The sequence below is a fragment of the Pseudomonas sp. GM17 genome, from assembly GCF_000282175.2.
Taxonomy (GTDB): domain Bacteria; phylum Pseudomonadota; class Gammaproteobacteria; order Pseudomonadales; family Pseudomonadaceae; genus Aquipseudomonas; species Aquipseudomonas chlororaphis.
This window is the reverse complement of sequence record NZ_CP124732.1, coordinates 5,124,749-5,151,656: the sequence shown is the minus strand read 5'-3', so window position 1 is coordinate 5,151,656 and position 26,908 is coordinate 5,124,749. Positions and strand designations below refer to the sequence as shown.

The following is a 26,908-nucleotide window of genomic DNA, read 5'->3' as shown; positions in this document are numbered from 1 at the left end:
TCGCTCCTACAGAAGCATCAGATATCTGTAGGAGCGAAGCTTGCTCGCGAAAGATCTCAAGGGCGCTGCGCGTCCGCAGATTCCGTTCATCTTCCTGCCGGGCTCAACTTTTGTGGCGGCGTGCCGTTAAGGCTGTATCACGCCAACAACATCAAGAGTGAACCTCCTATGCGCTTAAGTCTGAAGGGCAAAGTCCTGTCCCTCGCGGTCCTCCCGGTCCTGTTGTTTGCGCTGGTGATCAGCCTGACCACGGTCGTCATGCTCAAGGAGCAGGCGCAGAACGAGGTGGACGAGACCCGGCAGCGCCTGCTCGGCGAGGCCAAGACCACGCTGCAAAGCTATGTGGAGGTGGCCCTGAGCACCGTCAAGCCGCTCTACGATGCGGCGGCGCCCGGCGATACCGCGGCCCGCGCCCAAGTGGTGAAGCTGCTGTCGAACATCACCTACGGCAAGGACGGTTACTTCTTCGGCTACGACTCCGAGACGGTGCGCCTGTTCAAGGGCAACAGCCCGGACGGCGTCGGCAAGAGCTTCAAGGACAACCGCGACCCCAACGGCGTGTACGTCAACCGCGAGCTGGTCAAGGTCGGCAAGGACGGCACGCATTATGTGCAGTACAGCTCGACCCAGCCGGGCAGCGACGTGCTGGTGCCGAAGCTGGGCTACACCGAATACCTGCCCAAGTGGGACCTGATTGTCGGCTCCTCGGTGAACCTGGACGGCATCGACGCCCAGGTGGCCGAGGTCGAGGCCAGCGTCAACCAGCGCATGCGGGGCATGGTCCTGAGCATCATCGGCATCGCCGTGGTGGTGCTGCTGGTGATCGCCGCCATCGGCCTGCTGGTAGCCAACACCATCCTGCGGCCGCTGAACCTGATGAAGCTCAACCTCGACGATATCGCCGCCGGCGAAGGCGACCTGACCCGCCGCCTGGCCATCACCAGCCAGGACGAGCTGGGCGACCTGGCCAGTTCCTTCAACCGTTTCGTCGACAAGATCCACGGCCTGGTGCGGCAGATCACCGAGATGACCGGCCAACTCACCGGCCTGGTGACCCAGGTGTCCGAACAGGCCCAGCGCTCCGAGCAGGCCATGGAGCGCCAGCGTCACGAGACCGATCAGGTGGCCACGGCGATCAATCAAATGTCGTCGGCGGCCCAGGAAGTGGCGCGCAGTGCCCAGGGCGCGGCCGTGGCGGCGCAGCAGACCGACGAGGAAGGCCAGGCGGCCAAGCGCGTGGTGGATGGCAGCATCCAGCAGATTCACGCGCTGGTCAGCGATATCCGCAGCAGCGGCACCTCCCTGGACAGCCTGCAGAAGGACGTGGCGTCGATTGTCAGCGTGCTCGACGTGATCCGTTCCATCGCCGAGCAGACCAACCTGCTGGCCCTCAACGCCGCCATCGAGGCGGCGCGGGCCGGTGAGGCCGGGCGTGGCTTCGCGGTGGTGGCCGACGAGGTCAGGGCGCTGGCCAGCCGCACCCAGCAGAGCACCCAGGAAATCCAGGGCATGATCGACCGCCTGCAACAGGGCACGCGCACTGCCGTGGAGGCCATGCGCCGCTCCAGCGATGCCGGCGACGGCACTTCGCACCAGGCCAACGAGGCGGGGGCTTCGCTGGATGCCATGGCGCAACTGATCGGCACCATCAACTCGATGAACGCGCAGATCGCCAGTGCCGCGGAAGAACAGACCGCGGTGGCCGAAGAGATCAACCGCAGCGTGCACCAGATCGCGGTGGCGGTGGACAGCGTCGCCGACGAAACCCAGCTCGGCGCCCAGACCTCACGCAGCCTGGCCGACCTCGGCCAGCGCCTGGGCAAGCTGGTGGGGCAGTTCCGCATTTGACGCTGGAGGCTCTCTTGTAGCCGCTGCCGCAGGCTGCGATAGGCCGGGGTCGCGCTCGACCCGCAGGACCTTACGAGGCCCTCAAGAGCACGGCTCCTTCGGAGCCGATCGCAGCCTGCGGCAGCGGCTACAGGGGCTGTCAGGCATTCACATCGAGCCAGCCCCTGTAGCCCGATAAAAACCGCCTCACGGCTTGCGCGGTTTGCCGCTGCCCGGGATATGCAGGTAGGACATCACGCTTTCGGTCAGCTCGGTCGCCAGCTTGACCGCTTCCTTGTTGCGCGCCATCACCCCGGCCACCAAGCCTTCGATCAGGGCCAGCACCGCGATGTTGGAGCTGGTCATCACCGGATGGTCGGCGGGGCGAACAGCACATGTTCGGCAATGCTGGCCAGCGGCGAGGCGGGCGAATCGGTGATGGCCAGCACTGAGGCGCCGCGTTCGTTGGCGAAACGGGCGAGTTGCAGGGTATCGAGGGAGTAGCGCGGCAGGGAGATGGCCAGCAATACGTCCTGATCGGTGATCGCGGCCAGGCGGTAGGCGGCATTTTCGTTGCCGCCCTCCATGCTGATGGCGGTGGCGTCGGCACAGAAAGGCATCAGGGTCGAGGCGGCGAGGCCGGCGAAGTAGACGCTGTTGCCAAAGCCCAGGATGTAGATCTTGCGCGCCTGGACCAGGCTGGTGACGAAGGCGTCGAAGGTCTGGGCATGATTGTTGGTCGCCGCCATGGCGAGGTTGCTGCTGGCGCTCTGGATCTGCTCGTGCAGGCCGAAGGCGCCACCGGGACGATGGGCCAGTTCGTTGCGCAGCTTGTCGACCGGCGAGACCATTTGCTGCAGCGTCGTCACCAGCTCGGCCTTCATGCCGGTGTAGCCGCCGAGGTCGAGGGTCTTGGCCAGCCGGTTGACCGCCGCCGGCGAGGTCGAGGTTGCGTGGGCCATCTCCTCGATGGTCAGCGTCGCGGCCTTCAACGGATGGCGCAGGATAAAGTCCGCGACCTTGCGCAGCGACGGCGGCAGGTCGGCAACGATTTGTGCCAGTTTGCGCATCACCGGCGCGGCATAGACCGTGGTGTCTTTCAGTGGGGTCGGCATATCCGGCTCAACATGTCCTGAGGATGGGAGGAGGGGCACAAGGTTGGCGGAGTGTATCCGAAGCCGCCCCCTGGCGTGCAGCGCCAGGCCAGGGGGCGCCGCGTCGGGTTATTTCAGGCTGCCGGCGAGGAACTGCCGCAGGCGTTCGGACTGGGGCCTGGCCAGCACTTCGCGCGGCTCGCCGCGTTCTTCGACCAGGCCCTGGTGGAGGAATACCAACTGGTTCGAAACCTCGCGGGCAAAACCCATTTCGTGGGTCACCACGACCATGGTCCGGCCTTCCTGGGCGAGGTCCTGCATCACCTTGAGCACGTCGCCGACCAGTTCCGGGTCGAGTGCCGAAGTCGGCTCGTCGAACAGCATCACTTCCGGTTCCATGGCCAGCGCCCGGGCAATCGCCACGCGCTGCTGCTCGCCGCCCGACATATGGGCCGGCCAGGCGTCCATACGGTGCGCCACGCCGACCTTGTCCAGGTAGTGCCCGGCCTTTTCCCGGGCCTCCTGCTTGCTCAGGCCCAGCACATGCACCGGTGCTTCCATGACGTTTTCCAGGGCGCTCATGTGCGACCACAGGTTGAAGTGCTGGAACACCATCGACAGCCGCGAACGCATGCGTTGCAACTGCCTGGGGTCGGCCGCCTTGAGGCTGCCGAGTTTACTGGCGCGCAGTTCGAGGGGTTCGCCATTGAGCACGATGCTGCCTGCGCTGGGCTGCTCCAGCAGGTTGATGCAGCGCAGGAAGGTGCTTTTGCCGGAACCGCTGGAGCCGATGAGGCTGATCACATCGCCGGCTTTCGCCTGCAGGGACACACCCTTGAGCACCTGGTGCGCGCCGTAGCTTTTGTGCAGGTCCTGAATTTCAAGTTTGTACATGGTTGCGATTCTCTGGAGTCAGTCGCTGAGCAGGCGACCCTGGCGGATGGGGGTATTGCCGGCCACCTTGGCCAGCCACAGACCGGGTTGGGCAAAACGCAGGCGCTCGCGGGCATAAAGGATGCCGTTGGTCTCGGCGCGCACCAGGCTGTGGTGATCGGTCAGCGGGTCGATGACCTCGAACAGCGGGTCGCCGACCTTGACCCGGGCCCCAGGGGTTGCAGAAAACTCACCACCCCCGGGTGCGGCGCATAGGCGTACTGCGCGCCGGCGAAGGGCGTCGCTTCGCAGATGCACGGTGGCGCTGGCGGCCAGCCGCCGCTGATCAGGCCCTGGTCGGCGAGGTAGCCGAGAATGGCCTGGGCGCTGTCGGCGCAGGGCTCGCGCTCGGTGTCGGCCATGCCGCGCAACTCGATGGTAGTGGCCACGCACGCCAGCGGAATATCGGCCGCCGGAAAGCGCTCGGCCAACTGTAGCCAGGGGATCGCGCAGGCTTCATCGAAGGCGCTGCCGCCCGCGGCCTCGGCCAGCAGGGCGGCCCCTGCGTACAGGCGCGCGGCCAGAGAGCGCAGGTGTGGCCAGTTCTGCGGCATGGCGTACAGCAGCATCACCGACTCGAAGTCGCAGTGCAGGTCCAGCACCACATCGGCATCGCAGGCATGCTGCAACAACAGGCGGCGCAGGCCGTCGAGTTCCGAGGCCGGCGCCGGCATGTCTGCCAGGGCATCGAGCAGGGCGCGGCGGATCAGCGCGATGTTGGCGCTGGCGTCGTCGCCCAGCCGGCCTTCCAGCAACGGCGTCACGGCCTCGGTCAGCTCCGGGAAATCGCGATTGAAGTTCTTGCCGCTGCCGAACTCGAAGCGGCCTTGGTGGGTGGCCTGGAACATCTGGGCGATGCCGATCGGGTTGGCCATCGGCACCAGCTCGATCACCCCCGTCAGGCGGCCTTGTTCTTCCAGTTCGAGCAGGCGCCGCTTGAGTTCGACGGCCACCCGCATGCCCGGTAGCTCGTCGGCGTGCAGGGATGCCTGGATGTAGGCCTTGCGCGGCCCGCTGCCGAAACGAAACAGCGTCAGCTGGCGTTCGGTGCCCGAAGCGCTCCAGGGCAAGCGGTATTGAATGTGTTCCATAACAGCTCCTCAGTGCTTGCGCGGTGCCAGGTACGCCAGCCAGCGGCGCTCGGCGAGCTTGAACAGGCGGACCAGGATGAAAGTCAGGACCAGGTAGATGAGCCCGGCGGTGATGAACGCCTCGAACGGCAGGTAGAAGCGCGAACTGACGGTGCGCGCTGCACCGGTGATGTCGACGAGGGTGACGATGGAGGCCAGGCTGGTGGTTTGCAGCATCATCAGCACTTCGTTGCTGTACTGCGGCAGCGCCCGGCGCAAGGCCGAGGGCAGGAGAATGCGCCGGTACAGGGTCAGGCGCGACATGCCCATGGCCCTGGCGGCCTCGATCTCGCCGTGGGCCGTGGCCTTCAGGCTGCCGGCCAGCAGTTCGGCGCTATAGGCGCCGGTGTTGAGCGCGAAGGCCAGGCAGGCACAGAAGGTGGCGCTGGAGAGGTAAGGCCAGAGCAGGCTCTGGCGTACCGCTTCGAACTGGGCCAGGCCGTAGTAGATCAGGAACAGCTGCACCAGCATCGGCGTGCCGCGGATCACGTAGGTGTAGAGCCACGCCGGGAAGTTGATCAGCGGCGAGCGGGACACCCGCATCAGCGCCAACGGAACCGCCAGCAGCAGGCCGCAGGCCAGGGAAATCAGCAGCACTTTGAGGGTCACCAGTACGCCACCGAAATACAGCGGCAGGTTCTCCCAGATCAGGTGGTAGTCGAGAATCATGGGGGCTCCCAATCACAGTTCGGCGGCTTTGAGGCCGACCGAGTAGTGTTTTTCCAGATAACGCAGCACCAGCAACGACAGGCTGGTCAGCAGCAGGTAAAGCGCCGCCACGGCGAGAAAGAAGGTGAAGGGTTCATGGGTGGCGTCCGCCGCGTTCTTGGCCTTGAACATCATGTCTTGCAGGCCGATCACCGAAATCAGCGCGGTGGACTTGGTCAGTACCAGCCAGTTGTTGGTGAAGCCGGGAATGGCGAAGCGAATCATCTGTGGCACCAGGATTCGCCAGAACACCTGGGCGCCATTCATGCCATAAGCCGCGCCGGCCTCGGCCTGGCCCTTGGGGATCGCCATGAAGGCGCCGCGAAACGTCTCCGAGAGATAGGCGCCAAAAATGAAGCCCATGGTGCAGACGCCGGCGATAAACGGGTTGATGTCGAAATAGCGGGTGTAACCGAGCGCCAGGGCAAGGCGGTTCACCAGATCCTGGCCGCCGTAGAAGATCAGCAGGATCAACACCAGGTCGGGAATCCCGCGAATCAGGGTCGTATACCCTTCGCCCAGCATCGCCAGCCATTTCAGCGGCGACAGGCGAAAGGCCGCGCCGACCAGGCCCAGGGCAATGGCCAGGGTCATGGAGGTCAGCGCCAGGTTGATGGTCAGCCAGGCGCCATCGAGAATGCTCGATCCGTAGCCGTGGAGCATGATGAAGTTCCTCAAGCGAGCGCCGCGAGGCGCAAGGCGGGCGCGGCACCGGCAACGGGCCGGCGCCAGGGCCCTGGGTCAGGCTTATTCGCCGTAGATATCGAATGCGAAGTAACGGGCCATTACCTGCTGGTACTTGCCGTTGGCGCGGATGGCGTCGATGGCCGCATTGAGGCGCGCGGCATTGGCGCTATCGCCCTTGCGCACGGCGATCCCGGCGCCCCTGCCGAAATAGTTCGGGTCGCTGATGTCCGGCCCGACCAGGGCGAAACCCTTGCCTGCCGCGGTCTTGATAAAGCTCTCGTCGGTGTTGACGATGTCGGCGAGGGTGGCGTCCAGACGGCCCGAGGCGAGGTCGAGGAAGGCTTCGTTCTGCGAGGCATAGCGAACCACCTCGATCCCGGCGTTGGCCAGTTGCTCGGTGGCGAAACGGTCGTAGGTCGAGGAGCGTTGCACGCCGACTTTCTTGCCCTTGAGGTCCTGCACCGGGTCGTTGATCACGTTGCCGGCCTTCATCGCGAACTTGCCCGGCGTGTGGTAGTACTTTTTGCTGAAGTCGACCGACTTCATCCGGTCCTCGGTGATCGACATCGACGACAGCACGGCATCGATCTTGCGCACCTTGAGCGACGGGATCATGCCGTCGAATTCCTGGATGACCCACTCGCATTTCACCTTCATCTCTGCGCACAAGGCGTTGCCGATGTCGTAGTCGAAACCACTGACGTTGCCCTCTGGCGTCTTGAAGGAAAAGGGCGGGTAGGCGGCTTCGATGCCGATACGCAGGCGGTCTTCGTCGGCGTGGGCCAGGAAGCTTGCGGCGCACAGCGCCAGAGCACCTAGAAGTTCTGTCTTGTTCATATTGTTGACTCCTTGGAGGGGCGTTGGGGTGGTACGGGTACAAGCCGTCCGGTCTGGCGTGCTTCGGTCCTGGTGATTTTGGTGTGGCTATAAATGACATGTATTATTTCATAAATCAATATTGTGAAAATAATAATGTCAGAATGGCCCGTGCGGATATCTGGCCGCACCGGTCGGCGCAGCCTGTTGGGATGGATTTGGGGGAGGGGGCGTACGTGATGCAGGGGCAGGGTTATTGCGGTGTAGAAGCGAGCGGACGGCGATCCGGCTTGCCCGCGATGGCGTCATCAGCGACGCCACCTCAATCAGGATTACACCGCGCTGTTCGGCGTCACGTCGCGCATCAGCAAGGCAAAGCGCAGATCCACGGCGTCCGGGATCGGCAGGTACACGGTGTGTCCGTCCCCCGGCGCGACCTCGATCGGCTCGCCGCGCACGTTGTGCAATTGGTGCAGGTCGAAGTGGAAGTTACCCTTGGGGGTCATCAGTTCCATATGGTCGCCCAGGGCAAAGCGGTTCTTCACCTTGACTTCCGCCAGCCGGTCGCGGCGTTCGCCGGTGAGTTCGCCGACGAACTGCTGGCGTTCCGACACCGAGCTGCCGTTCTGGTAGTTCTGGTACTCGTCATGCACGTGGCGGCGCAGGAAACCTTCGGTGTAGCCACGCTGGGCCAGGGACTCCAGGTCGTTCATCAGGCTGCGGTCGAACTCGCGGCCGGCCACCGCGTCGTCGATGGCCCGGCGATAGACCTGGGTGGTGCGGGCGCAATAGAAGTGCGACTTGGTGCGGCCCTCGATCTTCAATGAGTGCACGCCCATGCGCGTCAGGCGCTCGACATGCTGCACCGCGCGCAGATCCTTGGCGTTCATGATGTAGGTGCCGTGCTCGTCCTCGAAGGCTGGCATCGCTTCGTCCGGGCGATTGGCCTCGCGCAGCAGGAACACCTGGTCGGTCGGCGCGCCCAGGCCCAGGGTCGGTTCCGGCTGGAACTGCCGGACGATCTCGCCGACGGTATTCTCCGTGGCTGCCTCGGCCTGGTATTTCCAGCGGCAGGCATTGGTGCAGGTGCCCTGGTTGGCATCGCGCTTGTTCATATACCCCGACAGCAGGCAGCGCCCGGAATAGGCCATGCACAGCGCGCCGTGGACGAATACCTCGAGCTCCATGGCCGGCACTTGCTGGCGGATTTCCTCGATCTCTTCCAGGGACAGCTCGCGGGACAGGATGATCCGGCTCAGGCCCTGTTGCTGCCAGAACTCGACGCTGGCCCAGTTCACCGTATTGGCCTGCACCGACAGGTGGATCGGCATCTGCGGGAAGTGCCGGCGCACCAGCATGATCAGCCCCGGGTCGGACATGATCAGCGCGTCCGGGGCCATGGCGATCACCGGCTCCAGATCCTTGAGGAAGGTCTTGAGCTTGGCGTTGTGCGGGGCGATGTTGACCACCACGTAGAAGCGCTTGCCCTGGGCTTGGGCCTCGCGAATGCCGAGGGCCAGGTTGGCGTGGTCGAATTCGTTGTTGCGCACCCGCAGGCTGTAGCGCGGTTGGCCGGCGTACACCGCGTCGGCGCCATAGGCGAAGGCGTAGCGCATGTTTTTCAGGGTGCCGGCGGGGGCGAGCAGTTCGGGGCGGGTCAGGGGCGTCATGGCGATTGTCGATGGCAAAAGGTCGCGAGGGTAAGGCCAGGGCCGGTTGGCGGCATTGATCTGGGTCTATGCTCGACGAATAAAACAGGGCACTTGGCCGAACGCCGGCGGACTAACGCTGTAGGAGCGCTTTGCGGCGTCCTGGACTTTATTGACGGGGAGCGGACATGAACCAGCACCTCATGCAACACAAAAGCCTGTTGCTTCTGCTGACCCTGGTGACCGTCGCCTTTATCTGGCTTCTGCTGCCCTTTTACGGCCCGGTGTTCTGGGCGGTGATTCTCGGCATCCTGTTCGACCCGCTGCAACGGCGCCTGCAACTCAAGTTCGGTTGGCCACGCAACCTGACCGCCCTGTGCACCCTGAGCATCTGCCTGGTCATCGCCATTCTGCCGGTGGCGATCATCAGCACCTTGCTGGTGCAGGAGGGCGCCAACCTCTACCAGAGCATCGAAAGCGGCAAGCTGGACATCGCCGGTCACCTGGACCGGTTCAAGCACAGCCTGCCGCCGTACTTCCAGCAACTGCTGGACCGTTTCGGCCTGGGTGAGCTGGAGAGCGTGCGCGAGAAAATCGTCAAGAATGCGCTGCAAGGCAGCCAGTTCTTCGCCACCCAGGCGTTCAGCGTCGGCCAGGGCACCTTCAAGTTCGTGGTGAGCTTTTTCGTGATGCTGTACCTGTTGTTCTTCTTTTTGCGCGATGGCCCCGAACTGGTACGCAAGGTGCGCATCGCGGTGCCGTTGGCCGAGCACCAGAAACGCCGGCTGCAGCTCAAGTTCAATCGGGTGGTGCGGGCCACGGTGAAGGGTAACGTGCTGGTGGCGATCAGCCAGGGGCTGCTGGGCGGGTTGATCTTCTGGTTTCTGGAGATTCCCAGCCCGTTGCTGTGGGCGGTGCTGATGGCCCTGCTGTCGTTGTTGCCGGCGGTGGGCGCGGCGATCGTCTGGGGCCCGGTGGCCCTGTACTTCCTGTTCAGCGGGGCGATCTGGCAAGGGGTGCTGCTGGGCTTGTACGGGGTGTTCGTGATCGGCCTGGTGGACAACGTGCTGCGCCCGATCCTGGTGGGCAAGGACACCAGGATGCCGGACTACCTGATTCTGATTTCGACCCTGGGGGGGCTGGCGATCTTCGGCCTGAACGGCTTTGTCATCGGGCCGTTGATCGCCGCGCTGTTCATCTCCAGCTGGGGCCTGTTCGTCGATACCCGGCCGCGGCCACAGCTGCCGTTGCCTTAGGCATGCAGGACGCGCTGCTCGATCTTTTGCGACAGGGCCTGGGCGGCGGTCAGCGAAGTGAGCGGGCCGCTGACCGGCTCGCCGTCGCGCACCAGGTACCAACACGCCAGCAACCCCAGTTCCCTGAGCGAGGTGGGAACGGCGCTACCGATAACGGACATGATCTGAACCTTGGGCATAAGTACCTCCATCAATCTGTGGAGTTACCTTACGGACCGGCAGGTGCTACGAAAAATCACCGCGCTCGATAGTGGACATCGATACCGGCGAAAAAAGCGCCAGCCCGATCAGTCGACGACCTGATCGAGCATGTAGACCACTTCCGGGTCGTGCAGCAGGCCCTTGCGCACCAGGTGCTCGGCCAGCAAGGCCAGGAACTTGGCGCTGCGGTGGCCTTCCAGGTGCTTGAGTTCGGTCAGGGCGCTGTACACCTTGCTCGCGGTACCCAGGGTGGGGGAGTGATGGGGGTTCTGTGTCGGCATGGGAGTCGTCCTTGTTGTTATGGGGCTGTTTTGTGGACAGATCCGATCTTGCGGACCTGGCATGACATAAATATGACAGTCGTGGGCTCGCCTGCACGGGCTGCCGTTGGGCAACACTATTGCCGGATTGAATCGCAAAAACTGTTCCAGCAACGACCTTTGCAAGATTTATTCAGACGTTTGGCAAAACGCAACAGGCCCCGCTGGCGAAGGCGGGGCCTGTAGGTGTGTGGTCGCCTGGCTTACCAGCGGCCGGGGCCATAGTAGTAATGGCGGGGCGGGCCGTAGTAGCCGCGGGGTGGGCCGTAGTACACCGGGGCCGGGCGGTAATAGACCGGCGGGCCTTCCACGTACACCGGCTGTGGCTGGTAGTAGACCGGTGGCGGCGCGGCATAGACCGGCTGCGGCTGGACGTAGACTGGCTGTTGCACGTAGACCGGGCGGCTGTGGCTGGCGATCACCGAACCCACTACCGCGGCGCCGACCACCGCACCGACTACCGCCGGGCCACCCCAACCACCGCCACCGTGGGCGGACGCTTGACCGGCGACAGCAAGTGCACCAATGAGCAAGGCTATCTTGGGGATTTTACGCATCATGGCTATTCCTCGGTTCCGACCCCAGCGCTCGGTCTGCAATAGACGCGAGGACTGTCGCGGGGATACTTCTAAGACCGCTTTTTTCTGAAAAACTGCACAGCCGCCGGGTAAATTTTGTGTAAGGTCTGTACCGGTTTATTGACCCTCGTCCGTGGGCGGCAGGCCCGTTTTTCAGGCACGTCGATATGATCGGGCAGAACCCGATGACTGGCTAATCCCGTCTATCCGAAAGTGCGTTCCAAGGAGATCAACATGCAGATGAACCCCAACAAAGACACCCAATTGTGTATGTCGCTGTCAGGGCGTCCGGGGAATTTCGGCTTGCGCTTTCACAATCACTTGTATGAACAGCTGGGCTTGAACTTCTACTACAAGGCCTTCAGCAGCCAGGACCTGCCAGGCGCCGTCGGCGGGATCCGCGCCCTGGGCATTCGCGGCTGTGGCGTGTCCATGCCGTTCAAGGAAGCCTGCATTGCCCTGGTGGACGAACTGGACGCCTCGGCCAGCGCCATCCAGTCGATCAACACCATCGTCAACACCAATGGCCACCTCAAGGCCTACAACACCGACTACATTGCCGTCGCCCAGTTGCTCGAACACCATCGGATTCCCAAGGACACCCGCTTTGCCCTGCGCGGCAGCGGCGGCATGGCCAAGGCGGTGGCCAGTGCCTTGCGCGATGGTGGCTACCGCGATGGCCTGATAGTTGCCCGCAATGCCCAAGCCGGGCAGGCCCTCGCCGACTCCCTGGGGTATGCCTGGCAGGCGGAGCTGGGCGAATTGCGCCCGCAGATGCTGATCAACGTCACCCCGATCGGCATGAGCGGCGGTCCCGAGGCCGATCAGTTGGCATTCCCGGTCGAGGCGATCGAGGCCGCGCGCACGGTGTTCGACGTGGTGGCGGTGCCGGCGGAAACCCCGCTGATCCTGCGCGCCCGGATGGAGGGCAAGCAAGTGATCACCGGCCTGGAAGTGATCGCCATCCAGGCCCTGGAGCAGTTCGTGCTGTACACCGGTGTGCGCCCCAGTACCGAGCAATTCCAGCGGGCGGTGGCCTTCGCCAGGGCCTGATCGGTGGGTGGAGCGGGGCAGGTCGGTGGGACGCAAAGCCCTGCCTATACTGGTCGCCAGCAAGCTCAGACTTGCCCCTGTTCCCTGCCACCGTGATCGAGGTCTGTATGCCACCTGCCATTCTCAATCTGGATCAGGCGGACCTTCAGCCGCTGCCTGAAGCCCTGAGCCCCACCGGCGAGACCGCCGGCCGTTATGTCCAGCGCATCGCCCGCATCGGCCAGCAACTGGGCGCCCAGAAGCTCGGCTACCGGCTGATTGCCCTGGGCCCGGGGATGCGTGCCAGCCCCTTCCATAACCATCGCGTCAATGAAGAGATGTTCTACATAGTCGCCGGCGAGGGCGAGATCCGCCTCGGCGCCGAGCGTTTTGCCATCCGCGCCGGCGATGTGATCGCCTGCCCGCCGGGCGATATGGACAGCGCGCACCAGATCATCAACACCAGCCAGGGCGAGTTGCGCTACCTGGCGGTCAGCACCCAGGAAGCGCCGGACATCTGCGAATACCCGGACTCCGGCAAGTATGTGGTGATGAAGGACTTCAAGATCGACGATGAGGGCAACGCCTCGGGATTCGTCGCGGTGGCGCGGCATGCGGATGGGGTGGATTACTGGGACGGGGAGTAGCAGGAAGTCTTCTGAGGCGTTACCCCGACTGCGTCGGCGATCGCAGCCTGAGGCAGCGGCTATAAGGCGCTGCCGCAGGAGCGGGGATCAGCCTTCGAGTTTCGCCAGGCGTTCTTCGAGGGCGGCGATGCGCGCTTCCAGCTCTTCGATGCGCTCCACCGATACGCCGCTGGCCGAGCCGCGTTCCACCGGGTTCTGCCGGGCGGCGAGGATCGCTTCGATATCCGCCGGGTCGCCCAGGGCATGCATGTAGCGATCTTCGCGCTGGCCGGCCTGGCGCGGAATCAGCAGCGCCAGGCCACGGGCGATCAGGCGTTCCAGTTGGTGCACCACCTGTTCGCTGTCTTCGAAGTCGTGCATGCGGCCGCTGCGGGTCAGCAGTTCGTTGACGGTCTGCGGACCGCGTAAAAACAGCAGTCCGGCCAGGGCCACCTGTGCCGGTACCAGCTCCAGCGCCTTGTCCAGGCGATGCTCCCAACGATCGGCGCGGCTGCCCATCACCAAGCGGGCGAAGCCGCGGTTTTCCAGGGCGCGCAGGCTCTGGCCGACCTGGCCCTGGGTGAGGTTCATCACCGGTTCGCGGCTGGTTTTCTGGTTGCAGGCGATGACCAGGGCATTGAGGGTCAGCGGATAGGTTTCCGGGCTGGTGGCCTGCTTCTCGATCAGCGATCCGAGAATGCGTAGTTCGGTGCTGCTCAGTTGCAATTGCTCGCTCAAGGTTTCTTGCTCGATGCTCATCGCGCGTTCCCTATGCTGTCGAAGGCGACTAGCCTAATCCTTGCTGGATAAAAGACAAGCCGCCGGCGGCACCCAAGCAGGTCTATAATCGCGCCACCTTTGTTTGTGCTTTTTTCCGTCAGCCTGTCGAGATCACCATGACTATTTCCCTGTACGCCGCCTCCGTTCCTGTCTTCAAGCAAATGCTCAACGCCCTGAGCGATGTCCTGAACAAGGCCGAAGCCCACGCCACCGCCAAGAACATCGACCCGAATGCCTTCCTCCAGGCGCGCCTGTACCCGGACATGTTCCCGCTGATCCGCCAGGTGCAGATCGCCGTCGATTTCGCCAAGGGCGTTTCCGCTCGCCTGGCCGAAGTCGAGCTGCCGAAATACGACGACACCGAAACCACCTTTGCCGAGCTGCAGGCGCTGCTGGCCAAGGTCCTGGCCTTTATCGACGGCATCCAGCCAGCGCAGATCGATGGCAAGGAAGGCATCGAGATCGTCACACGTCCGGGCACCCCGAAAGAGAAGCGCTTCAGCGGCCAGTCGTACCTGCTGACCTACGGCCTGCCGCAGTTCTTCTTCCACGTCACCACCACCTACGCGATCCTGCGCCACAATGGCGTGGAAATCGGCAAGCGCGACTACATGGGCGCTTTCTGATGTAGTTGGGGGCCAAGCCCATAAAAAAGCCCGGCAAGGTGCGAGCCTTGCCGGGCTTTTTAGTGCGCGCTATTCGTGCAGGATCAGGCGGTCTGGCGGACCTTCTCTTCCTGGGCCATGCATGCGGCGGCGGTGAAGAGCACATCGGTGGAGGAGTTCAGCGCGGTTTCCGCCGAGTCCTGCAGCACGCCGATGATGAAGCCGACGGCGACCACCTGCATGGCGATTTCGCTGGGGATGCCGAACAGGCTGCAGGCCAGCGGAATCAACAGCAGCGAACCGCCGGCCACGCCGGAAGCGCCACAGGCACAGATGGCGGCGACCACGCTGAGCAGCACGGCGGTGGGCAGGTCGACGGCGATACCCAGGGTATGCACGGCCGCCAGGCTCAGCACGGTGATGGTGATGGCGGCACCGGCCATGTTGATGGTGGCGCCCAGCGGGATCGACACCGAATAGGTGTCTTCATGCAGGCCCAGGCGCTTGCTCAGCTCCAGGTTGACCGGAATGTTGGCCGCCGAACTGCGGGTGAAGAAGGCGGTGATGCCGCTTTCGCGCAGGCACATGAGCACCAGCGGGAACGGGTTGCGGCGGATTTTCCAGAACACGATCAGCGGGTTCATCACCAGCGCGACGAACAGCATGCAGCCGATCAGCACCGCCAGCAGGTGCATATAACCGAGCAGGGCGCCGAAGCCGGAGGTGGCCAGGGTCGAAGCCACCAGGCCGAAGATGCCCAGCGGGGCGAAGCGGATCACTACCCGCACGATCAGGGTCACGCCGTTGGACAGGTCGTCCAGCACGGTGCGGGTGGTGACGCCGGCATGGCGGATGGCCACGCCCATGCCGATGGCCCAGGCCAGGATGCCGATGAAGTTGGCGTTCATCAGCGCGCTGACCGGGTTGTCCACCACGCTCAGCAGCAGGCTTTGCAGGACTTCGCTGATGCCGCCGGGGGCGGAGATGGCGACATCATGGGTGCTCAGCACCAGGGAGGAGGGGAACAGGCTGCTGGCGATCACCGCCACCACCGCCGCGGCGAAAGTGCCCAGCAGGTAGAGCCAGAGGATCGGGCGGATATGGGTTTCCTGGCCGTGCTTGTGGTTGGCGATGGAGGCCATGACCAGCACGAATACCAGGATCGGCGCGACGGCTTTCAGCGCCGAGACAAAGACCTTGCCGATAAAGGCGGTGGATTTCGCCAGTTCGGGGGCCAGCAGCGCCAGGGCGATACCGGCGATCAGGCCAATGACGATCTGCGTGACCAGGCTGGTGCGTTTGAGTTTTTCCAGGAGCGACGGGGGCGAAGCAGTCATAGCGGTATCTCTGATTTTTTTAATATGCCGTGCGTCGACGTGGGACGCCGTGCTGATGAGTTGCTGAAGGTACGGGGTGTTGCGGCAGGGGGCGGACTTTATCACACGGGGTTCGCCCACGGATGTGACGATCTGCCACCTGAGCCTTCAGGGTAGCCTGCGGTTTTTTCGCCGCTGCCCCAGACATGGGCGGACACATTCTGTTAGGATTCGCCATCCTCTTCTCATCTCCAGTCAGCGGGCCACCAGGCCATCGCTGATGTCGTCGTTTCCGGAGTTTTCCATGCTGTTGCCCATTCTGCTGTTGTCAGCCGCCGGTTTTACCGTGCTGACGACGGAGTTCATCATTGTCGGCCTGCTGCCTTCGATTGCCCGGGACCTTGCGGTCAGCGTGCCCCAGGCCGGCCTGCTGGTGACCTTGTTCGCCTTCACCGTGGCGGCGTTCGGACCGTTCCTGACGGCCTACTTTGCCCGCTTCCAGCGCAAGCGCCTGTTCATTTCGGTGCTGGTGATGTTCGGCCTGGCCAATACCCTGGCGGCGCTGGCGCCGAATATCTGGGTAATGGCGGTGGCGCGGTTGATCCCGGCGCTGGGCTTGCCGGTGTTCTGGGCTTTGGCCAGCGAAACCGCGGTGGACATCGTCGGCCCCGACTACGCCGGGCGGGCCATCGCCAAGATCGGCTTCGGCATCGTCTGCGCCACGGTGTTCGGCATTCCGGTGGGTACGCTGATTTCCGATGCCTTCGGCTGGCGCGCCGCGTTCGGCATCCTGGCGCTGGTGGCCTTTGCCAAGGCGTTGCTGCTGTATGTCTACCTGCCGCAGACCCGCGTGCACAACGAGCAGGCCAGCCTGCGCTCGCAGTTCGGCATCCTGCGCAGCCCTTTGATGCAGGGGCATGTGCTGCTGTCGATCCTGGTGTTCAGCGGCATGTTCACCGCCTACACCTACCTGGCGGATATCCTCGAGCGCCTGGCCGGTTTCAACGGCACGCTGGTCGGTTGGTGCCTGATGGGCTTCGGCGCGGTGGGGCTGATCGGCAACTCGCTGGGCGGCCGTGCGGTGGACCGCCATCCGTTGCTGGCTTCCATGGGCTTCTGCGCCTTGATGATCGGCGGCATGGTGGCGCTGGTGCCGAGCATCCACTCGCCGCTGGGCCTGGCCGCGGCCATGGGCATCTGGGGCGTGACCCAGGCGGCGCTGTTTCTGGTCAGCCATGTCCGCCTGATCAAGGCTGCGCCCCAGGCACCGGCGTTTGCCGCTTCGCTGAACATCGCCGGAGCCAACCTGGGCATCGGCCTGGGCGCCATGGTCGGCGGCCGGGTGATCGACACCCTGGGGCTGGGCAGCCTGGGGTTCGCTGCCGCCGGTTTTATCCTGGTGTCGATCCTGCTGGCCCTGCTGTTGATGACCCTCAAGCCACAGGCCAGCTGCGCCTGACTCTCCTCAAGCGCCCATGGCGGTGAACAGCTCGCGGCGGGCGCCTTCGGTGATCGCCACGATGCCGGGGTGCTTGACCTTGCGTTCGACCGAAATGGCGTAGAACGACTCGCTGACCGCATCGGTCTGGCCGATCAGTTGCACGCCGTATTGGCGCCGCACTTCGTCGGCGATCACGCTGGGGCTGATAAAGATCCCGCTGCCTGATTGGCCGAATGCCTGCATCAAGGCACTGTCGTCGAACTCACCGATGATCCTGGGCTGTATCTGCTGCTCGGCCAGCCAGCGCAGCAGCCGGCTGCGCACCACAGTCTCCTGCCCGGGGATCAGCAGCGGAGCGCCATGCAGGCTATGGGGAAAGTTCGTTCCATAGCGCTCGGCCAGTTCTTCGGTGGCGAAAAAACTGATACCGCATTCGCCGAGTTTCTGGCTGTAGCCCTTGATGTCCAGGTGCGAAGGCATGGGGCTGTCGGAAATCACCAGGTCCAGGCGCTGGATGGCCAGGTCGGCCAGCAGGCGTTCGAGTTTGTCCTCGCGGCAGGTGATGCGGATCGGTTCGTTCAGTTCCATGGTCGGGGCGATCAGGCGGTAGACGATCGATTTGGGCACTACATCGGCCACGCCGACCCGAAACAGGATCTGCTGTTCGTTGGGCTGGGCCTGGAGCATGGCTTCCAGTTCGCCGCCGAGCTGGAACATCTGCTCGGCGTAGGGCAGGGTCTGGCGCCCGGCTTCGGTCAGCTCCAGTTGCCGGCCGACCCGGCGAAACAACTCGATGCCGTAGGTTTGTTCGAGCAGGGTGATCTGGCCGCTGATGGTTTGCGGGGTCAGGTTCAGTTGCTCGCAGGCCCGGACGATGCTGCCGGTCTTGGCGACGACCCAGAAGTAGTGCAGTTGGCGATAGTTGAGCATGGCTGGCTTTAATTCGTAAAAATCGAAGTATAGCTGTTAAAAATACGAATTTTCCTGAAGTGTCAGCCTCCATAGAATGCCTCGCTATTGACGGGTCATCATCTCGGCCCGGTCTGTTCTAACGAGGAAAGCGCAATGACCTATAAATCCATCGCCGCATCGTTGCTGGCGTTGTCGTTGATCACCCTTGTCGGTTGCGAGCAGGCGGAAAAAAGCGCGCAGCAGCTGTTGGGCAAGGCCGCGGAAAACGCCAAGCAGGCGATCGACGACACGCACAAGGCCGCCGAACAGGCGATCAGCGACGCGACCCAAGGCTTGATCAGCAAGCAGGAAAAGCCGGCTGACGAGGCCAAAGAAGCCACCTCGTCGTCCCAGGAAATCTGATTCCCCCATACCCCGACTCAGGACTGAGCCATGGAATACCTTTTACAACTCGCCGCCAGCCCCACCGCCTGGGTCGCCCTGGCAACCCTGGTGGTCATGGAAATCGTGCTCGGCATCGATAACCTGATCTTCATTTCGATCCTGACCAACAAGCTGCCCGAGCAGCACCGGGCCAAGGCCCGGCGGATCGGTATCGGCATGGCCCTGATCCTGCGTCTGGCACTGCTCAGCACCATCGCCTTCATCGTGCAACTGACCGAGCCGGTGATCGATGTCTTCGGCCAGGTCTTCTCCTGGAAGGACATGATCCTGATTGCCGGCGGCCTGTTCCTGCTGTGGAAGGCCACCACGGAAATCCATCACAGCATGGACCCGGAACCGCAGGACAGCAAAAGTGAGACCGCTGGCGTGTCCTTGGGGTTCGCCGCGGCGATCGGCCAGATCCTGATGCTGGACATGGTGTTCTCCATTGACAGCATCATCACCGCGGTCGGCATGACCGAGCACTTGCCGATCATGATCATTGCGGTGGTGGTGTCGGTACTGGTGATGTTGCTGGCGGCCGAGCCTCTGGCCAAGTTCATCAATGACAACCCGACGGTGGTCATGCTGGCCCTGGGCTTCCTGATCATGATCGGCATGACCCTGATCGCCGAAGGTTTCGGTGCCCATGTGCCAAAAGGTTATGTGTACGCGGCCATGGCCTTCTCGGCGGCCATCGAGGGGCTGAATATGCTGGCTCGTCGTGCCCGGCAGAAGCGGGTGGCGGCGGAGGCGGAAGTCGAAGCCTGATTCGCGGCAACAACCGACGGCGGCCTGTGTTCAAGGACACAGGCCGCCGTTTCTTTATTGGGCAGAAGAAAAAGTGCCAGTCAGTGCGCGGTGGCGTGATGCCGGGACGGTTTTGCGGTTTTCGCCGCGGGAGTCGGCAAACGCGGATGATGGTGCCGGCGAACGATCCGCAAGACACCCCAGAGCATGGCAGCGGCAACGGCCAGCCAGCCGCCGATCAGCATCAGGATTGTCGTTGTCAGGCTCATGTATGCCTCCTTGTTGCCCTGTCCAGGGCAAACACTCTTCGCAATGGACAGTCTAGTCGCGGATGTGTTTCAAGCCATTGACCAATAGTCGAGTGTCATCGACCGCTTTGCTCTATGGGGCGCAAATTACCGCAGCTTAACGCTATACCCCTGCATCGCGGCGCCCTATGATCAGCGTTTCGGCCGGGGCTCCTGGCTTGGCGTCTGCACAAGAGAGTCATGATGGAACGGATGTTTCTGCGATTTCGAACACTGTTGTTGGCGGGCGCTTGCGCCCTGACGCTGGCCGGTTGCGCCAGCAGCGTGCAGCCGGAGATTCAGCGCCTGCCTGAGCGGGTGGAACTCAACGGCGTGCCGTTTTTCCGCGGCGAAACCTATCAGAGCGGCCCTGGCACCTTGGCCAGCATGCTGTCCCAGCAAGGCATCGCGATCACCCCAGGTCTGCTGGACAAGCCGCTGCATCTGCCAGGCGCCGAGGCGAAGTTGCAGCAGAACATGCTGACCCTGGCGCGTGAGTACGGGATGGTGGTCTATCCGCTGGACGGCAATTTATCGGCGCTGCTGACTCAGGTTGCTGTCGGATACCCGGTGATGGTGCGTTACACCGAAGGTTCGGCGTTCTGGGCCGAACCTCGCTATGCCGTGCTAGCGGGCTATAACCGGCACAAACAGACGGTGCTGCTGCGAGCGGGAATGAATCGTCGTCTGTTGATGGACTTTGCCGAGTTCGAGTCGGCCTGGAGCAGTGCGGGGCGCTGGGCGGTGTTGATTCAGGGGCCGACCCAGGTGCCAGCCCAGGTCGATCGCCAGCGTTGGTTGAAGGCAGCCGATGAGTTGGCCCGGGCCGGGCAGGAGAACGCGGCGGCACGGGCGACCAAGGCGTTGAGCGCCAACTGAGGTTGCAGAAACGCTGACGGCGCCCTTGGGCGCCGTCCTTTGAACTGGCTGCGATCGACGGATCTGCAGCCTTTTTTGTATCTGCCGGGTTCTATTCGGCAGTCTGGGCGACGCCGCTCTGACGGCTTTTCAGGTTTTTGCCGGCCTTGTAGCTCAAGGCGGCATTCGGTACCGAGCCGCTTTTACCGGTTTCCAGCCACTGGCGGATGCGGCTGGCATCGGCGAAGTGCGTGTATTTGCCAAAGGCGTCGAGAATGACCAGGGCGACCGGGCGGTTGCTCATGCTGGTCACCAGTACCAGGCAGTGGCCTGCTTCATCGGTAAAGCCGGTCTTGGTCAGCTTGATGTCCCAGTTGGCCTTGTTGACCAGGTGATCGGTATTACGAAAACCCAGGGTGTAGTTGGGTTTGCGGAACGCCACGGTCTTTTCCTTGGTAGTGCTCAGCTCGCTTAGCAGCGGGTATTTGCGTGCCGCCAGCAACAGTTTGCTCAGGTCGCGGGCGGTGGACACGTTATGGACCGACAGGCCGGTCGGCTCGACATAGTGCGTGCTGGTCATACCCAGTGCCTTGGCCTTGGCATTCATGGCGGCAATAAAGGCTGCGTACCCGCCCGGGTAGTGGTGGGCGAGGCTAGCGGCGGCACGGTTTTCCGACGACATCAGGGCGATCAGCAGCATCTCTTTGCGCGGGAGTTCACTCTTGAGCTTGACCCGGGAAAACACGCCTTTCATTTCCGGGGTGTTGCTGATGTCCACGGAAATGTACTCATCCAGTGGTTGTTTGGCGTCGAGTACGATCAGACCGGTCATCAGCTTGGTCACCGAAGCGATGGGTACGACCACGTCGGGATTGCTGGAGTAGATGACCTTGTTGGTCTGCAGATCCAGCAGCATGGCGCTGCCGGAGGCGATGTGCAGTTGGGAGGGGTCGCGTGGCGCTTCGGTGGTTTCGCGAGCGACGGCGCTCTGCGTGATAAAGGTGCCTGTAAATGCAAAAAATAGGCTCAGGATAGAAAGACGGATTTTCACGCGGGCGGACTCATGAAGTGGATATGCCGTTCTGCAACGGGCTGCTTTCAGAAAAACGTTACATTTTATGAGTATGTGCCAGGAAAGAGCTACACGCCCGTAGGTAAAGGGCTTCAGGTAAATTAAATTTCATCCTGTATCAGTTTTGTATCAGTTCGGCTCCCTCCTTTCTGATGAGTTGATCGTCACTGCAAGCGGGGGCTACTCGCTTCAGGCTTTCGGCGAGCAGAAACAAAGAACCCCGCCAGTGGCGGGGTTCTTTTATCCGGGCTATTTCCCAGCGTCAGTCGTGTAGCGTTTCTGCCGCATACAAGGTGTTTTCCAGCAGGCAGGCGCGAGTCATCGGGCCAACACCGCCCGGTACCGGGGTGATCCAGCCGGCGCGGGGCAGGGCGGTCTCGTAGACCACATCGCCCACCAGCTTGCCGTCTTCCTGGCGGTTGATGCCGACGTCGATGACGATGGCGCCTTCCTTGATCCACTCACCCTTGACCAGGCCCGGCTTGCCGGCGGCCACGACCACCAGGTCGGCACGCCCGACGTGGCCGGCCAGATCCTTGGTGAAACGGTGGGTAACGGTAACGGTGCAGCCGGCGAGCAGCAGCTCCATCGCCATCGGGCGCCCGACGATGTTGGACGCACCGACCACTACCGCATCCATGCCGTACAGATCGGCACCGGTGCTTTCCAGCAGGGTCATGATGCCTTTCGGCGTGCATGGGCGTAGCAGAGGGATGCGTTGGGCCAGGCGACCGACGTTATAAGGATGGAAACCATCCACGTCTTTATCCGGGCGGATGCGCTCCAGCAGCTTGGAGGCATCGAGGTGTTCGGGCAGTGGCAGTTGCAGCAGGACGCCATCGATGTTCGGGTCATCGTTGAGGCGGTCGATCAGGCCGGCCAGTGCTTCTTGAGTGGTGTCAGAAGGTAAGTCATAGGCTTGTGAAAGAAAGCCGACCTCTTCGCAGTCTTTACGCTTGTGCGAGACATAAACCTGAGAGGCCGGGTCGCTGCCGACCAGGATCACCGCGAGGCCTGGAGTACGCAGACCTTGCTGGCGACGCTCGGCGACACGTTTGGCGATCTGCTGGCGCAGGCTAGCGGCGATCGCTTTGCCGTCGATTAGTTGTGCAGTCATGACGCGTGATTAACCATCGAGAGGGAGAGAAAAAGAGAACGCATTCTCGCATGCCAGGACGTGAGGGCAAAGGCGCTTGGTCTGCAAATTCCCCTAACTCCTTTAATTAAATGAATTTTTTTCAAAAAAGAGTTGACGACCTAACGGCTCGTCTATAACATTCGTCGCACTTGTCGGGCACAGCCTAGCACTGGTTAAGAAGGTCGGGCAGAGTTGATGTTTAACTCGTAACGACTGAAAGCACTTAGTTTGTAGTCATTAAAGAATACAGATTAATAAGGCGCCCGTAGCTCAGCTGGATAGAGCATCCGCCTTCTAAGCGGATGGTCGCAGGTTCGAGTCCTGCCGGGTGCGCCATTAGGCAGCTTTGGCACAGGTAACGCAACAACGCAATATGGTGGGCGTAGCTCAGTTGGTAGAGCACAGGATTGTGACTCCTGTTGTCGTGGGTTCGATCCCCATCGTCCACCCCATATTCCGAAAGGCGCCAGATTAATAGTCTGGCGCCTTTGCTTTAAAAGCTTGATACGCGGACGTGGTGGAATTGGTAGACACACTGGATTTAGGTTCCAGCGCCGCAAGGTGTAAGAGTTCGAGTCTCTTCGTCCGCACCAATTAAGTAGCTATTTATATAGCAGATAACGGCGCAGCACCTGAAAAGGGCTGCGCCGTTTTCGTTTCAGAAGTCTGTATTTCCAGCAGGTCGCAGGTGGTGGGCCGGGGAGGCGACGAAACACTCGTCCTTTTGTCGCTGGAATGCTGAAGGTTTACCGGTCGGGCTGTGGTTTGGTCCGGTCATCCGGGGTGTGACGCGCCGTTCCTTCTATATATAGAAGCACGGGTGCAGAGGCCCTGGTTTGATTCGCTGTATTTGCTCTCAGGGCGCGGCTCAACCGTTGGTCCCCGCCTTTAAATCGCCAGCTGTTTTTTTACCCGTTTTCAGTAGGGTGACTTCTTGAGTTTGACCCACTAGAATGCATGCCCTTGATTCTGGGGTCGGAAACGGCCGGCTAACGTCTGTGCAACGAGGAATATCCATGCAAGTTTCTGTTGAAAATACTTCTGCTCTTGAGCGCCGCATGAGCATCACCGTGCCGGCTGAGCGCATCGAGACACAGGTCAACAAGCGTCTGCAGCAGACTGCCCAAAAGGCCAAGATTCCAGGCTTCCGTCCTGGCAAAGTCCCAATGAGCGTGATCCGTCAGCGTTATGAAGCTGATGCGCGTCAAGAAGCTGTGGGCGACGTGATCCAGGCTTCCTTCTACGAAGCTGTTGTCGAGCAGAAGCTGAACCCGGCTGGCGCTCCTTCGGTTGAGCCAAAGGTTCTGGAGAAGGGCAAGGATCTGGAATACGTTGCAACCTTCGAGGTGTTCCCTGAGTTCACCGTTGCCGGTTTCGAGTCCATCGCCGTTGAGCGCCTGAGCGCTGACGTGGCTGATGCCGATCTGGACAACATGCTGGAAATCCTGCGCAAGCAGAACATTCGCTTCGAAGTGGCCGACCGCGCCGCCCAGAACGAAGATCAACTGAACATCGATTTCGTCGGCAAGGTCGACGGTGAAGTGTTTGCTGGCGGTTCCGCCAAGGGTACTCAGCTGGTGCTGGGTTCCGGCCGCATGATCCCAGGCTTCGAAGAAGGCCTGGTTGGCGCCAAAGCGGGTGAAGAGCGTGTTCTGAACCTGACTTTCCCAGAGAACTACCAGAACCTGGACCTGGCTAGCAAAGCCGCCGAGTTCACTGTCACCGTCAACACCGTTTCCGAGCCTAAGCTGCCAGAGCTGACCGAAGAGTTCTTCGCTCAATTTGGTATCAAAGAAGCCGGTCTGGAAGGTTTCCGCGCCGAAGTTCGCAAGAACATGGAGCGCGAACTGCGTCAGGCCATCAAGTCGAAGGTCAAGAACCAGGTAATGGACGGCCTGCTGGCTGCCAACCCGATCGAAGTGCCTAAGGCTCTGCTGGACAACGAAGTGAACCGTCTGCGCGTTCAGGCCGTTCAACAGTTCGGTGGCAACATCAAGCCTGATCAACTGCCGGCCGAGCTGTTCGAAGAGCAAGCCAAGCGTCGCGTTGTACTGGGTCTGATCGTGGCCGAAGTGGTCAAGCAATTCGACCTCAAGCCTGACGAAGCCCGCGTGCGTGAGCTGATTCAGGAAATGGCTTCTGCTTACCAAGAGCCAGAGCAGGTCGTGTCCTGGTACTACAAGAACGAGCAGCAACTGAACGAAGTCCGTTCGGTTGTGCTGGAAGAACAAGTTGTGGATACTGTTCTGCAGAAAGCTAGCGTGACCGACAAATCGGTCTCTTACGAAGAAGCGGTCAAGCCGGTAGAAGCACCACAAGCCGACTGATTTTTTACTCGTTCGAAAATACACACCATAAGCCAGCCTTCGTGCTGGCTTATGCGTATTCAAGACATGACTATTTGGGAGTGACTGCAGGACATGTCCCGCAATTCTTATTATCAGCAGAGCTCTGACATCCAGGCCGCAGGCGGCCTGGTCCCGATGGTTATCGAGCAGTCCGCCCGTGGCGAACGCGCCTATGACATCTACTCGCGCCTCCTCAAGGAGCGGGTGATCTTCCTGATTGGCCCGGTAGAAGACTACATGGCCAACCTGGTCGCGGCACAATTGCTCTTCCTTGAAGCGGAAAACCCGGACAAGGACATCCATCTCTACATCAACTCGCCAGGCGGTTCGGTGACAGCAGGCATGTCGATCTACGACACCATGCAATTCATCAAGCCGGACGTTTCCACCATCTGCATCGGCCAGGCCTGCAGCATGGGGGCCTTCCTGCTCGCCGGTGGCGCAGCGGGCAAGCGTCATTGCCTGCCTAACTCGCGGATGATGATTCACCAGCCATTGGGCGGTTTCCAGGGGCAGGCGTCGGATATCGACATCCATGCCAAGGAAATCCTGCACATCCGTTCGCGTCTGAACTCGCTGCTGGCTCATCACACCGGTCAGAGCCTCGAGACCATCGAGCGCGACACCGAGCGCGACAACTTCATGAGCGCAGAGCGTGCGGCTGAATACGGCCTGATTGACTCCGTGATCACCAAGCGTCAAATGCCTGCCTAAGCAACTCAAATGTAGGTGGTTGGTTTAACCGGCTACCTGTGGGCTTGAAAAAGCCCGCAATTGCCTTCATCTTGTGTTGCAAGCCTATCGGATTTGGATCGATCGAATGACTGACACCCGCAACGGCGAGGACAACGGCAAACTGCTTTATTGCTCCTTCTGTGGCAAAAGCCAGCATGAAGTACGCAAATTGATTGCCGGCCCCTCGGTCTTTATCTGCGACGAGTGCGTCGACCTGTGCAATGACATCATCCGTGAGGAGGTGCAGGAAGCACAGGCCGAAAGCAGCGCGCATAAATTGCCTTCGCCTAAAGAAATCAGCGGCATCCTTGATCAGTATGTGATTGGTCAGGAACGTGCGAAAAAGGTTCTGGCAGTAGCGGTATACAACCACTACAAGCGCCTCAACCAGCGTGACAAAAAGAATGACGAGGTCGAACTGGGCAAGAGCAACATCTTGCTGATCGGCCCTACAGGTTCGGGCAAGACTCTGCTGGCAGAGACCCTGGCACGCCTGTTGAATGTACCGTTCACCATTGCCGACGCCACCACCCTGACCGAAGCCGGTTATGTGGGTGAGGACGTCGAGAACATCATTCAGAAACTGCTGCAGAAGTGCGATTACGATGTAGAGAAAGCTCAAATGGGCATCGTCTATATCGATGAAATCGACAAGATTTCCCGCAAGTCTGACAATCCTTCGATTACCCGTGACGTTTCGGGTGAAGGCGTTCAGCAGGCCCTGTTGAAATTGATCGAAGGTACTGTGGCTTCCGTTCCGCCTCAAGGTGGTCGCAAGCATCCGCAGCAAGAGTTCCTGCAGGTCGATACGCGCAACATCCTGTTCATCTGCGGTGGTGCGTTCTCGGGTCTGGAAAAGGTTATTCAGAACCGTTCGACTCGCGGCGGCATCGGCTTCAATGCCGAAGTGCGCAGCAAGGAAGAGGGCAAGAAGGTCGGCGAATCCCTGCGTGAAGTCGAACCGGACGATCTGGTCAAGTTCGGCCTGATTCCGGAGTTCGTGGGTCGTCTGCCGGTTCTGGCAACCCTGGACGAGTTGGATGAAGCAGCGCTGATCCAGATCCTCACCGAGCCGAAGAACGCCTTGACCAAGCAGTATGCCAAGCTGTTCGAGATGGAAGGCGTCGATCTGGAGTTCCGTACCGATGCCCTCAAGTCGGTCGCCAAGCGTGCGCTTGAGCGCAAGACCGGTGCTCGCGGATTGCGTTCGATTCTCGAAGGCGTGTTGCTCGACACTATGTATGAGATCCCCTCGCAGTCCGAGGTGAGTAAAGTAGTGATCGATGAAAGCGTTATAGAGGGTAAGTCCAAGCCACTGTATATCTATGAAAACAGTGAGCCGACTGCCAAGGCAGCCCCGGACGCTTAAGCGCCGGACTGCTGGTT

The 26,908-nt window shown here is 61.7% G+C and carries 26 protein-coding genes, 3 tRNA genes and 2 pseudogenes; 15 read left to right on the top strand and 16 right to left on the bottom strand.

The features are described from left to right. The first annotated feature begins 168 nt into the window (after positions 1–168). Positions 169–1,848 carry a methyl-accepting chemotaxis protein CtpM gene (ctpM, locus tag PMI20_RS22920; RefSeq protein WP_007932949.1) on the top strand — a complete coding sequence of 560 codons (1,680 nt, stop codon included), beginning with the start codon at positions 169–171 and terminating at the stop codon, positions 1,846–1,848. 186 nt (positions 1,849–2,034) lie between these two features. On the opposite strand, the pseudogene PMI20_RS22915 reads toward ctpM, so the two are convergent. The 7 genes and pseudogenes from PMI20_RS22915 to trhP form a co-directional block, all read right to left on the bottom strand. Beyond that, positions 2,035–2,942 (bottom strand): annotated as a pseudogene (locus PMI20_RS22915) (MurR/RpiR family transcriptional regulator). A 108-nt stretch (positions 2,943–3,050) separates the two neighbouring features. Continuing rightward, a complete protein-coding gene (locus PMI20_RS22910) occupies positions 3,051–3,815 on the bottom strand; it encodes an ABC transporter ATP-binding protein (protein WP_007927261.1) in 765 nt (254 codons plus the stop codon). A gap of 18 nt (positions 3,816–3,833) precedes the next feature. Further along, positions 3,834–4,945: pseudogene (locus tag PMI20_RS22905) on the bottom strand (succinylglutamate desuccinylase/aspartoacylase family protein). A 9-nt stretch (positions 4,946–4,954) separates the two neighbouring features. After that, the gene (locus PMI20_RS22900) at positions 4,955–5,653 is read right to left on the bottom strand and encodes an ABC transporter permease (RefSeq protein ID WP_007927258.1); all 699 of its coding nucleotides are present in this window, start codon (positions 5,651–5,653) and stop codon (positions 4,955–4,957) included. Between the two features lie 12 nt (positions 5,654–5,665). Then, positions 5,666–6,355, bottom strand: a complete 690-nt coding sequence (locus PMI20_RS22895) for an ABC transporter permease (protein WP_007927256.1) — start codon at positions 6,353–6,355, stop codon at positions 5,666–5,668. Positions 6,356–6,439: 84 nt separating this feature from the next. Continuing rightward, positions 6,440–7,216, bottom strand: coding sequence for an L-arginine-binding protein AotJ (gene aotJ / locus PMI20_RS22890; protein WP_007927242.1), 777 nt, complete (start codon positions 7,214–7,216; stop codon positions 6,440–6,442). Positions 7,217–7,527: 311 nt separating this feature from the next. Next, positions 7,528–8,865 carry a prephenate-dependent tRNA uridine(34) hydroxylase TrhP gene (trhP, locus tag PMI20_RS22885; RefSeq protein ID WP_007927240.1) on the bottom strand — a complete coding sequence of 446 codons (1,338 nt, stop codon included), beginning with the start codon at positions 8,863–8,865 and terminating at the stop codon, positions 7,528–7,530. Positions 8,866–9,032: 167 nt separating this feature from the next. Between trhP and PMI20_RS22880 the strand changes: the two genes are divergently transcribed. Further along, positions 9,033–10,100: an AI-2E family transporter gene (locus PMI20_RS22880; protein WP_007927238.1), complete on the top strand. Its 1,068-nt coding sequence runs from the start codon at positions 9,033–9,035 to the stop codon at positions 10,098–10,100. Here PMI20_RS22880 and PMI20_RS22875 read toward each other — a convergent pair. From PMI20_RS22875 to PMI20_RS22865, 3 genes are all read right to left on the bottom strand, one after another. After that, the gene (locus PMI20_RS22875; RefSeq protein WP_007927236.1) at positions 10,097–10,279 is read right to left on the bottom strand and encodes a hypothetical protein; all 183 of its coding nucleotides are present in this window, start codon (positions 10,277–10,279) and stop codon (positions 10,097–10,099) included. The genes PMI20_RS22880 and PMI20_RS22875 overlap by 4 nt on opposite strands. A 108-nt stretch (positions 10,280–10,387) precedes the next feature. Next, entirely contained in the window at positions 10,388–10,582 is a 195-nt protein-coding gene (locus tag PMI20_RS22870; protein ID WP_007927235.1) for a hypothetical protein, read from the bottom strand. Between the two features lie 242 nt (positions 10,583–10,824). Next, a complete protein-coding gene (locus PMI20_RS22865) occupies positions 10,825–11,181 on the bottom strand; it encodes a hypothetical protein (protein ID WP_007927233.1) in 357 nt (118 codons plus the stop codon). A gap of 252 nt (positions 11,182–11,433) precedes the next feature. On the opposite strand from PMI20_RS22865, the gene PMI20_RS22860 reads away from it, so the two are divergent. Beyond that, positions 11,434–12,252 (top strand): shikimate 5-dehydrogenase, encoded by an 819-nt coding sequence (locus tag PMI20_RS22860; RefSeq protein WP_007927231.1) that lies wholly within the window; start codon positions 11,434–11,436, stop codon positions 12,250–12,252. A gap of 107 nt (positions 12,253–12,359) precedes the next feature. Continuing rightward, a complete protein-coding gene (locus PMI20_RS22855; protein ID WP_007927230.1) occupies positions 12,360–12,878 on the top strand; it encodes a cupin domain-containing protein in 519 nt (172 codons plus the stop codon). Positions 12,879–12,965: 87 nt separating this feature from the next. On the opposite strand, the gene PMI20_RS22850 is transcribed toward PMI20_RS22855, so the two are convergent. After that, positions 12,966–13,616, bottom strand: coding sequence for a YceH family protein (locus PMI20_RS22850; protein WP_007927229.1), 651 nt, complete (start codon positions 13,614–13,616; stop codon positions 12,966–12,968). Positions 13,617–13,753: 137 nt separating this feature from the next. Between PMI20_RS22850 and PMI20_RS22845 the strand changes: the two genes are divergently transcribed. Then, on the top strand, positions 13,754–14,263 hold the full coding sequence (locus PMI20_RS22845) for a DUF1993 domain-containing protein (RefSeq protein ID WP_007927228.1): 510 nt from the start codon (positions 13,754–13,756) through the stop codon (positions 14,261–14,263). Between the two features lie 83 nt (positions 14,264–14,346). On the opposite strand, the gene sstT is transcribed toward PMI20_RS22845, so the two are convergent. After that, the gene (gene sstT, locus PMI20_RS22840; RefSeq protein WP_007927227.1) at positions 14,347–15,579 is read right to left on the bottom strand and encodes a serine/threonine transporter SstT; all 1,233 of its coding nucleotides are present in this window, start codon (positions 15,577–15,579) and stop codon (positions 14,347–14,349) included. 283 nt (positions 15,580–15,862) lie between these two features. Between sstT and PMI20_RS22835 the strand changes: the two genes are divergently transcribed. Beyond that, the gene (locus PMI20_RS22835) at positions 15,863–17,017 is read left to right on the top strand and encodes an MFS transporter (RefSeq protein WP_007927226.1); all 1,155 of its coding nucleotides are present in this window, start codon (positions 15,863–15,865) and stop codon (positions 17,015–17,017) included. Positions 17,018–17,023: 6 nt separating this feature from the next. Here the strand turns inward: PMI20_RS22835 and nhaR are convergent, their stop codons facing one another. Continuing rightward, entirely contained in the window at positions 17,024–17,929 is a 906-nt protein-coding gene (gene nhaR / locus PMI20_RS22830) for a transcriptional activator NhaR (protein ID WP_007927225.1), read from the bottom strand. Positions 17,930–18,064: 135 nt separating this feature from the next. Between nhaR and PMI20_RS22825 the strand changes: the two genes are divergently transcribed. Together PMI20_RS22825 and PMI20_RS22820 are read left to right on the top strand one after the other, a co-directional pair. After that, on the top strand, positions 18,065–18,313 hold the full coding sequence (locus PMI20_RS22825; protein ID WP_007927224.1) for a hypothetical protein: 249 nt from the start codon (positions 18,065–18,067) through the stop codon (positions 18,311–18,313). Between the two features lie 30 nt (positions 18,314–18,343). Next, positions 18,344–19,105 (top strand): TerC family protein, encoded by a 762-nt coding sequence (locus tag PMI20_RS22820; protein WP_007927218.1) that lies wholly within the window; start codon positions 18,344–18,346, stop codon positions 19,103–19,105. A gap of 80 nt (positions 19,106–19,185) precedes the next feature. Here PMI20_RS22820 and PMI20_RS22815 read toward each other — a convergent pair whose 3' ends face one another. Then, a complete protein-coding gene (locus PMI20_RS22815; protein ID WP_007927216.1) occupies positions 19,186–19,353 on the bottom strand; it encodes a hypothetical protein in 168 nt (55 codons plus the stop codon). A 222-nt stretch (positions 19,354–19,575) separates the two neighbouring features. Here PMI20_RS22815 and PMI20_RS22810 point away from each other — a divergent pair, with 222 nt between their 5' ends. Continuing rightward, entirely contained in the window at positions 19,576–20,250 is a 675-nt protein-coding gene (locus tag PMI20_RS22810) for a PA2778 family cysteine peptidase (protein WP_007927215.1), read from the top strand. 91 nt (positions 20,251–20,341) lie between these two features. Here the strand turns inward: PMI20_RS22810 and pbpG are convergent, their stop codons facing one another. Next, a complete protein-coding gene (gene pbpG, locus PMI20_RS22805; protein ID WP_007927214.1) occupies positions 20,342–21,280 on the bottom strand; it encodes a D-alanyl-D-alanine endopeptidase in 939 nt (312 codons plus the stop codon). Positions 21,281–21,563: 283 nt separating this feature from the next. Continuing rightward, the gene (folD, locus tag PMI20_RS22800) at positions 21,564–22,418 is read right to left on the bottom strand and encodes a bifunctional methylenetetrahydrofolate dehydrogenase/methenyltetrahydrofolate cyclohydrolase FolD (protein ID WP_007927213.1); all 855 of its coding nucleotides are present in this window, start codon (positions 22,416–22,418) and stop codon (positions 21,564–21,566) included. A 280-nt stretch (positions 22,419–22,698) separates the two neighbouring features. Between folD and PMI20_RS22795 the strand changes: the two genes are divergently transcribed. From PMI20_RS22795 to clpX, 6 genes are all read left to right on the top strand, one after another. Continuing rightward, positions 22,699–22,775 (top strand) — tRNA-Arg (locus tag PMI20_RS22795). Positions 22,776–22,815: 40 nt separating this feature from the next. Next, positions 22,816–22,891, top strand: a tRNA-His gene (locus tag PMI20_RS22790). Positions 22,892–22,947: 56 nt separating this feature from the next. Then, positions 22,948–23,032: transfer RNA gene (locus PMI20_RS22785), tRNA-Leu, on the top strand. Between the two features lie 423 nt (positions 23,033–23,455). Beyond that, positions 23,456–24,766 carry a trigger factor gene (tig, locus tag PMI20_RS22780; RefSeq protein ID WP_009049851.1) on the top strand — a complete coding sequence of 437 codons (1,311 nt, stop codon included), beginning with the start codon at positions 23,456–23,458 and terminating at the stop codon, positions 24,764–24,766. 93 nt (positions 24,767–24,859) lie between these two features. Next, a complete protein-coding gene (gene clpP / locus PMI20_RS22775; protein ID WP_007927205.1) occupies positions 24,860–25,501 on the top strand; it encodes an ATP-dependent Clp endopeptidase proteolytic subunit ClpP in 642 nt (213 codons plus the stop codon). A gap of 106 nt (positions 25,502–25,607) precedes the next feature. Continuing rightward, entirely contained in the window at positions 25,608–26,891 is a 1,284-nt protein-coding gene (clpX, locus tag PMI20_RS22770; RefSeq protein WP_007927204.1) for an ATP-dependent Clp protease ATP-binding subunit ClpX, read from the top strand. Positions 26,892–26,908: the final 17 nt, after the last annotated feature.

What these genes read in the sequence shown, in the direction of transcription:
- ctpM (WP_007932949.1), top strand. Translation starts at nt 169, where the DNA reads ATGCGCTTAAGTCTGAAGGGCAAAGTCCTGTCCCTCGCGGTCCTCCCG.
- PMI20_RS22910 (WP_007927261.1), bottom strand. Translation starts at nt 3,815, where the DNA reads ATGTACAAACTTGAAATTCAGGACCTGCACAAAAGCTACGGCGCGCAC.
- PMI20_RS22900 (WP_007927258.1), bottom strand. Translation starts at nt 5,653, where the DNA reads ATGATTCTCGACTACCACCTGATCTGGGAGAACCTGCCGCTGTATTTC.
- PMI20_RS22895 (WP_007927256.1), bottom strand. Translation starts at nt 6,355, where the DNA reads ATGCTCCACGGCTACGGATCGAGCATTCTCGATGGCGCCTGGCTGACC.
- aotJ (WP_007927242.1), bottom strand. Translation starts at nt 7,216, where the DNA reads ATGAACAAGACAGAACTTCTAGGTGCTCTGGCGCTGTGCGCCGCAAGC.
- trhP (WP_007927240.1), bottom strand. Translation starts at nt 8,865, where the DNA reads ATGACGCCCCTGACCCGCCCCGAACTGCTCGCCCCCGCCGGCACCCTG.
- PMI20_RS22880 (WP_007927238.1), top strand. Translation starts at nt 9,033, where the DNA reads ATGAACCAGCACCTCATGCAACACAAAAGCCTGTTGCTTCTGCTGACC.
- PMI20_RS22875 (WP_007927236.1), bottom strand. Translation starts at nt 10,279, where the DNA reads ATGCCCAAGGTTCAGATCATGTCCGTTATCGGTAGCGCCGTTCCCACC.
- PMI20_RS22870 (WP_007927235.1), bottom strand. Translation starts at nt 10,582, where the DNA reads ATGCCGACACAGAACCCCCATCACTCCCCCACCCTGGGTACCGCGAGC.
- PMI20_RS22865 (WP_007927233.1), bottom strand. Translation starts at nt 11,181, where the DNA reads ATGATGCGTAAAATCCCCAAGATAGCCTTGCTCATTGGTGCACTTGCT.
- PMI20_RS22860 (WP_007927231.1), top strand. Translation starts at nt 11,434, where the DNA reads ATGCAGATGAACCCCAACAAAGACACCCAATTGTGTATGTCGCTGTCA.
- PMI20_RS22855 (WP_007927230.1), top strand. Translation starts at nt 12,360, where the DNA reads ATGCCACCTGCCATTCTCAATCTGGATCAGGCGGACCTTCAGCCGCTG.
- PMI20_RS22850 (WP_007927229.1), bottom strand. Translation starts at nt 13,616, where the DNA reads ATGAGCATCGAGCAAGAAACCTTGAGCGAGCAATTGCAACTGAGCAGC.
- PMI20_RS22845 (WP_007927228.1), top strand. Translation starts at nt 13,754, where the DNA reads ATGACTATTTCCCTGTACGCCGCCTCCGTTCCTGTCTTCAAGCAAATG.
- sstT (WP_007927227.1), bottom strand. Translation starts at nt 15,579, where the DNA reads ATGACTGCTTCGCCCCCGTCGCTCCTGGAAAAACTCAAACGCACCAGC.
- PMI20_RS22835 (WP_007927226.1), top strand. Translation starts at nt 15,863, where the DNA reads ATGCTGTTGCCCATTCTGCTGTTGTCAGCCGCCGGTTTTACCGTGCTG.
- nhaR (WP_007927225.1), bottom strand. Translation starts at nt 17,929, where the DNA reads ATGCTCAACTATCGCCAACTGCACTACTTCTGGGTCGTCGCCAAGACC.
- PMI20_RS22825 (WP_007927224.1), top strand. Translation starts at nt 18,065, where the DNA reads ATGACCTATAAATCCATCGCCGCATCGTTGCTGGCGTTGTCGTTGATC.
- PMI20_RS22820 (WP_007927218.1), top strand. Translation starts at nt 18,344, where the DNA reads ATGGAATACCTTTTACAACTCGCCGCCAGCCCCACCGCCTGGGTCGCC.
- PMI20_RS22815 (WP_007927216.1), bottom strand. Translation starts at nt 19,353, where the DNA reads ATGAGCCTGACAACGACAATCCTGATGCTGATCGGCGGCTGGCTGGCC.
- PMI20_RS22810 (WP_007927215.1), top strand. Translation starts at nt 19,576, where the DNA reads ATGGAACGGATGTTTCTGCGATTTCGAACACTGTTGTTGGCGGGCGCT.
- folD (WP_007927213.1), bottom strand. Translation starts at nt 22,418, where the DNA reads ATGACTGCACAACTAATCGACGGCAAAGCGATCGCCGCTAGCCTGCGC.
- tig (WP_009049851.1), top strand. Translation starts at nt 23,456, where the DNA reads ATGCAAGTTTCTGTTGAAAATACTTCTGCTCTTGAGCGCCGCATGAGC.
- clpP (WP_007927205.1), top strand. Translation starts at nt 24,860, where the DNA reads ATGTCCCGCAATTCTTATTATCAGCAGAGCTCTGACATCCAGGCCGCA.
- clpX (WP_007927204.1), top strand. Translation starts at nt 25,608, where the DNA reads ATGACTGACACCCGCAACGGCGAGGACAACGGCAAACTGCTTTATTGC.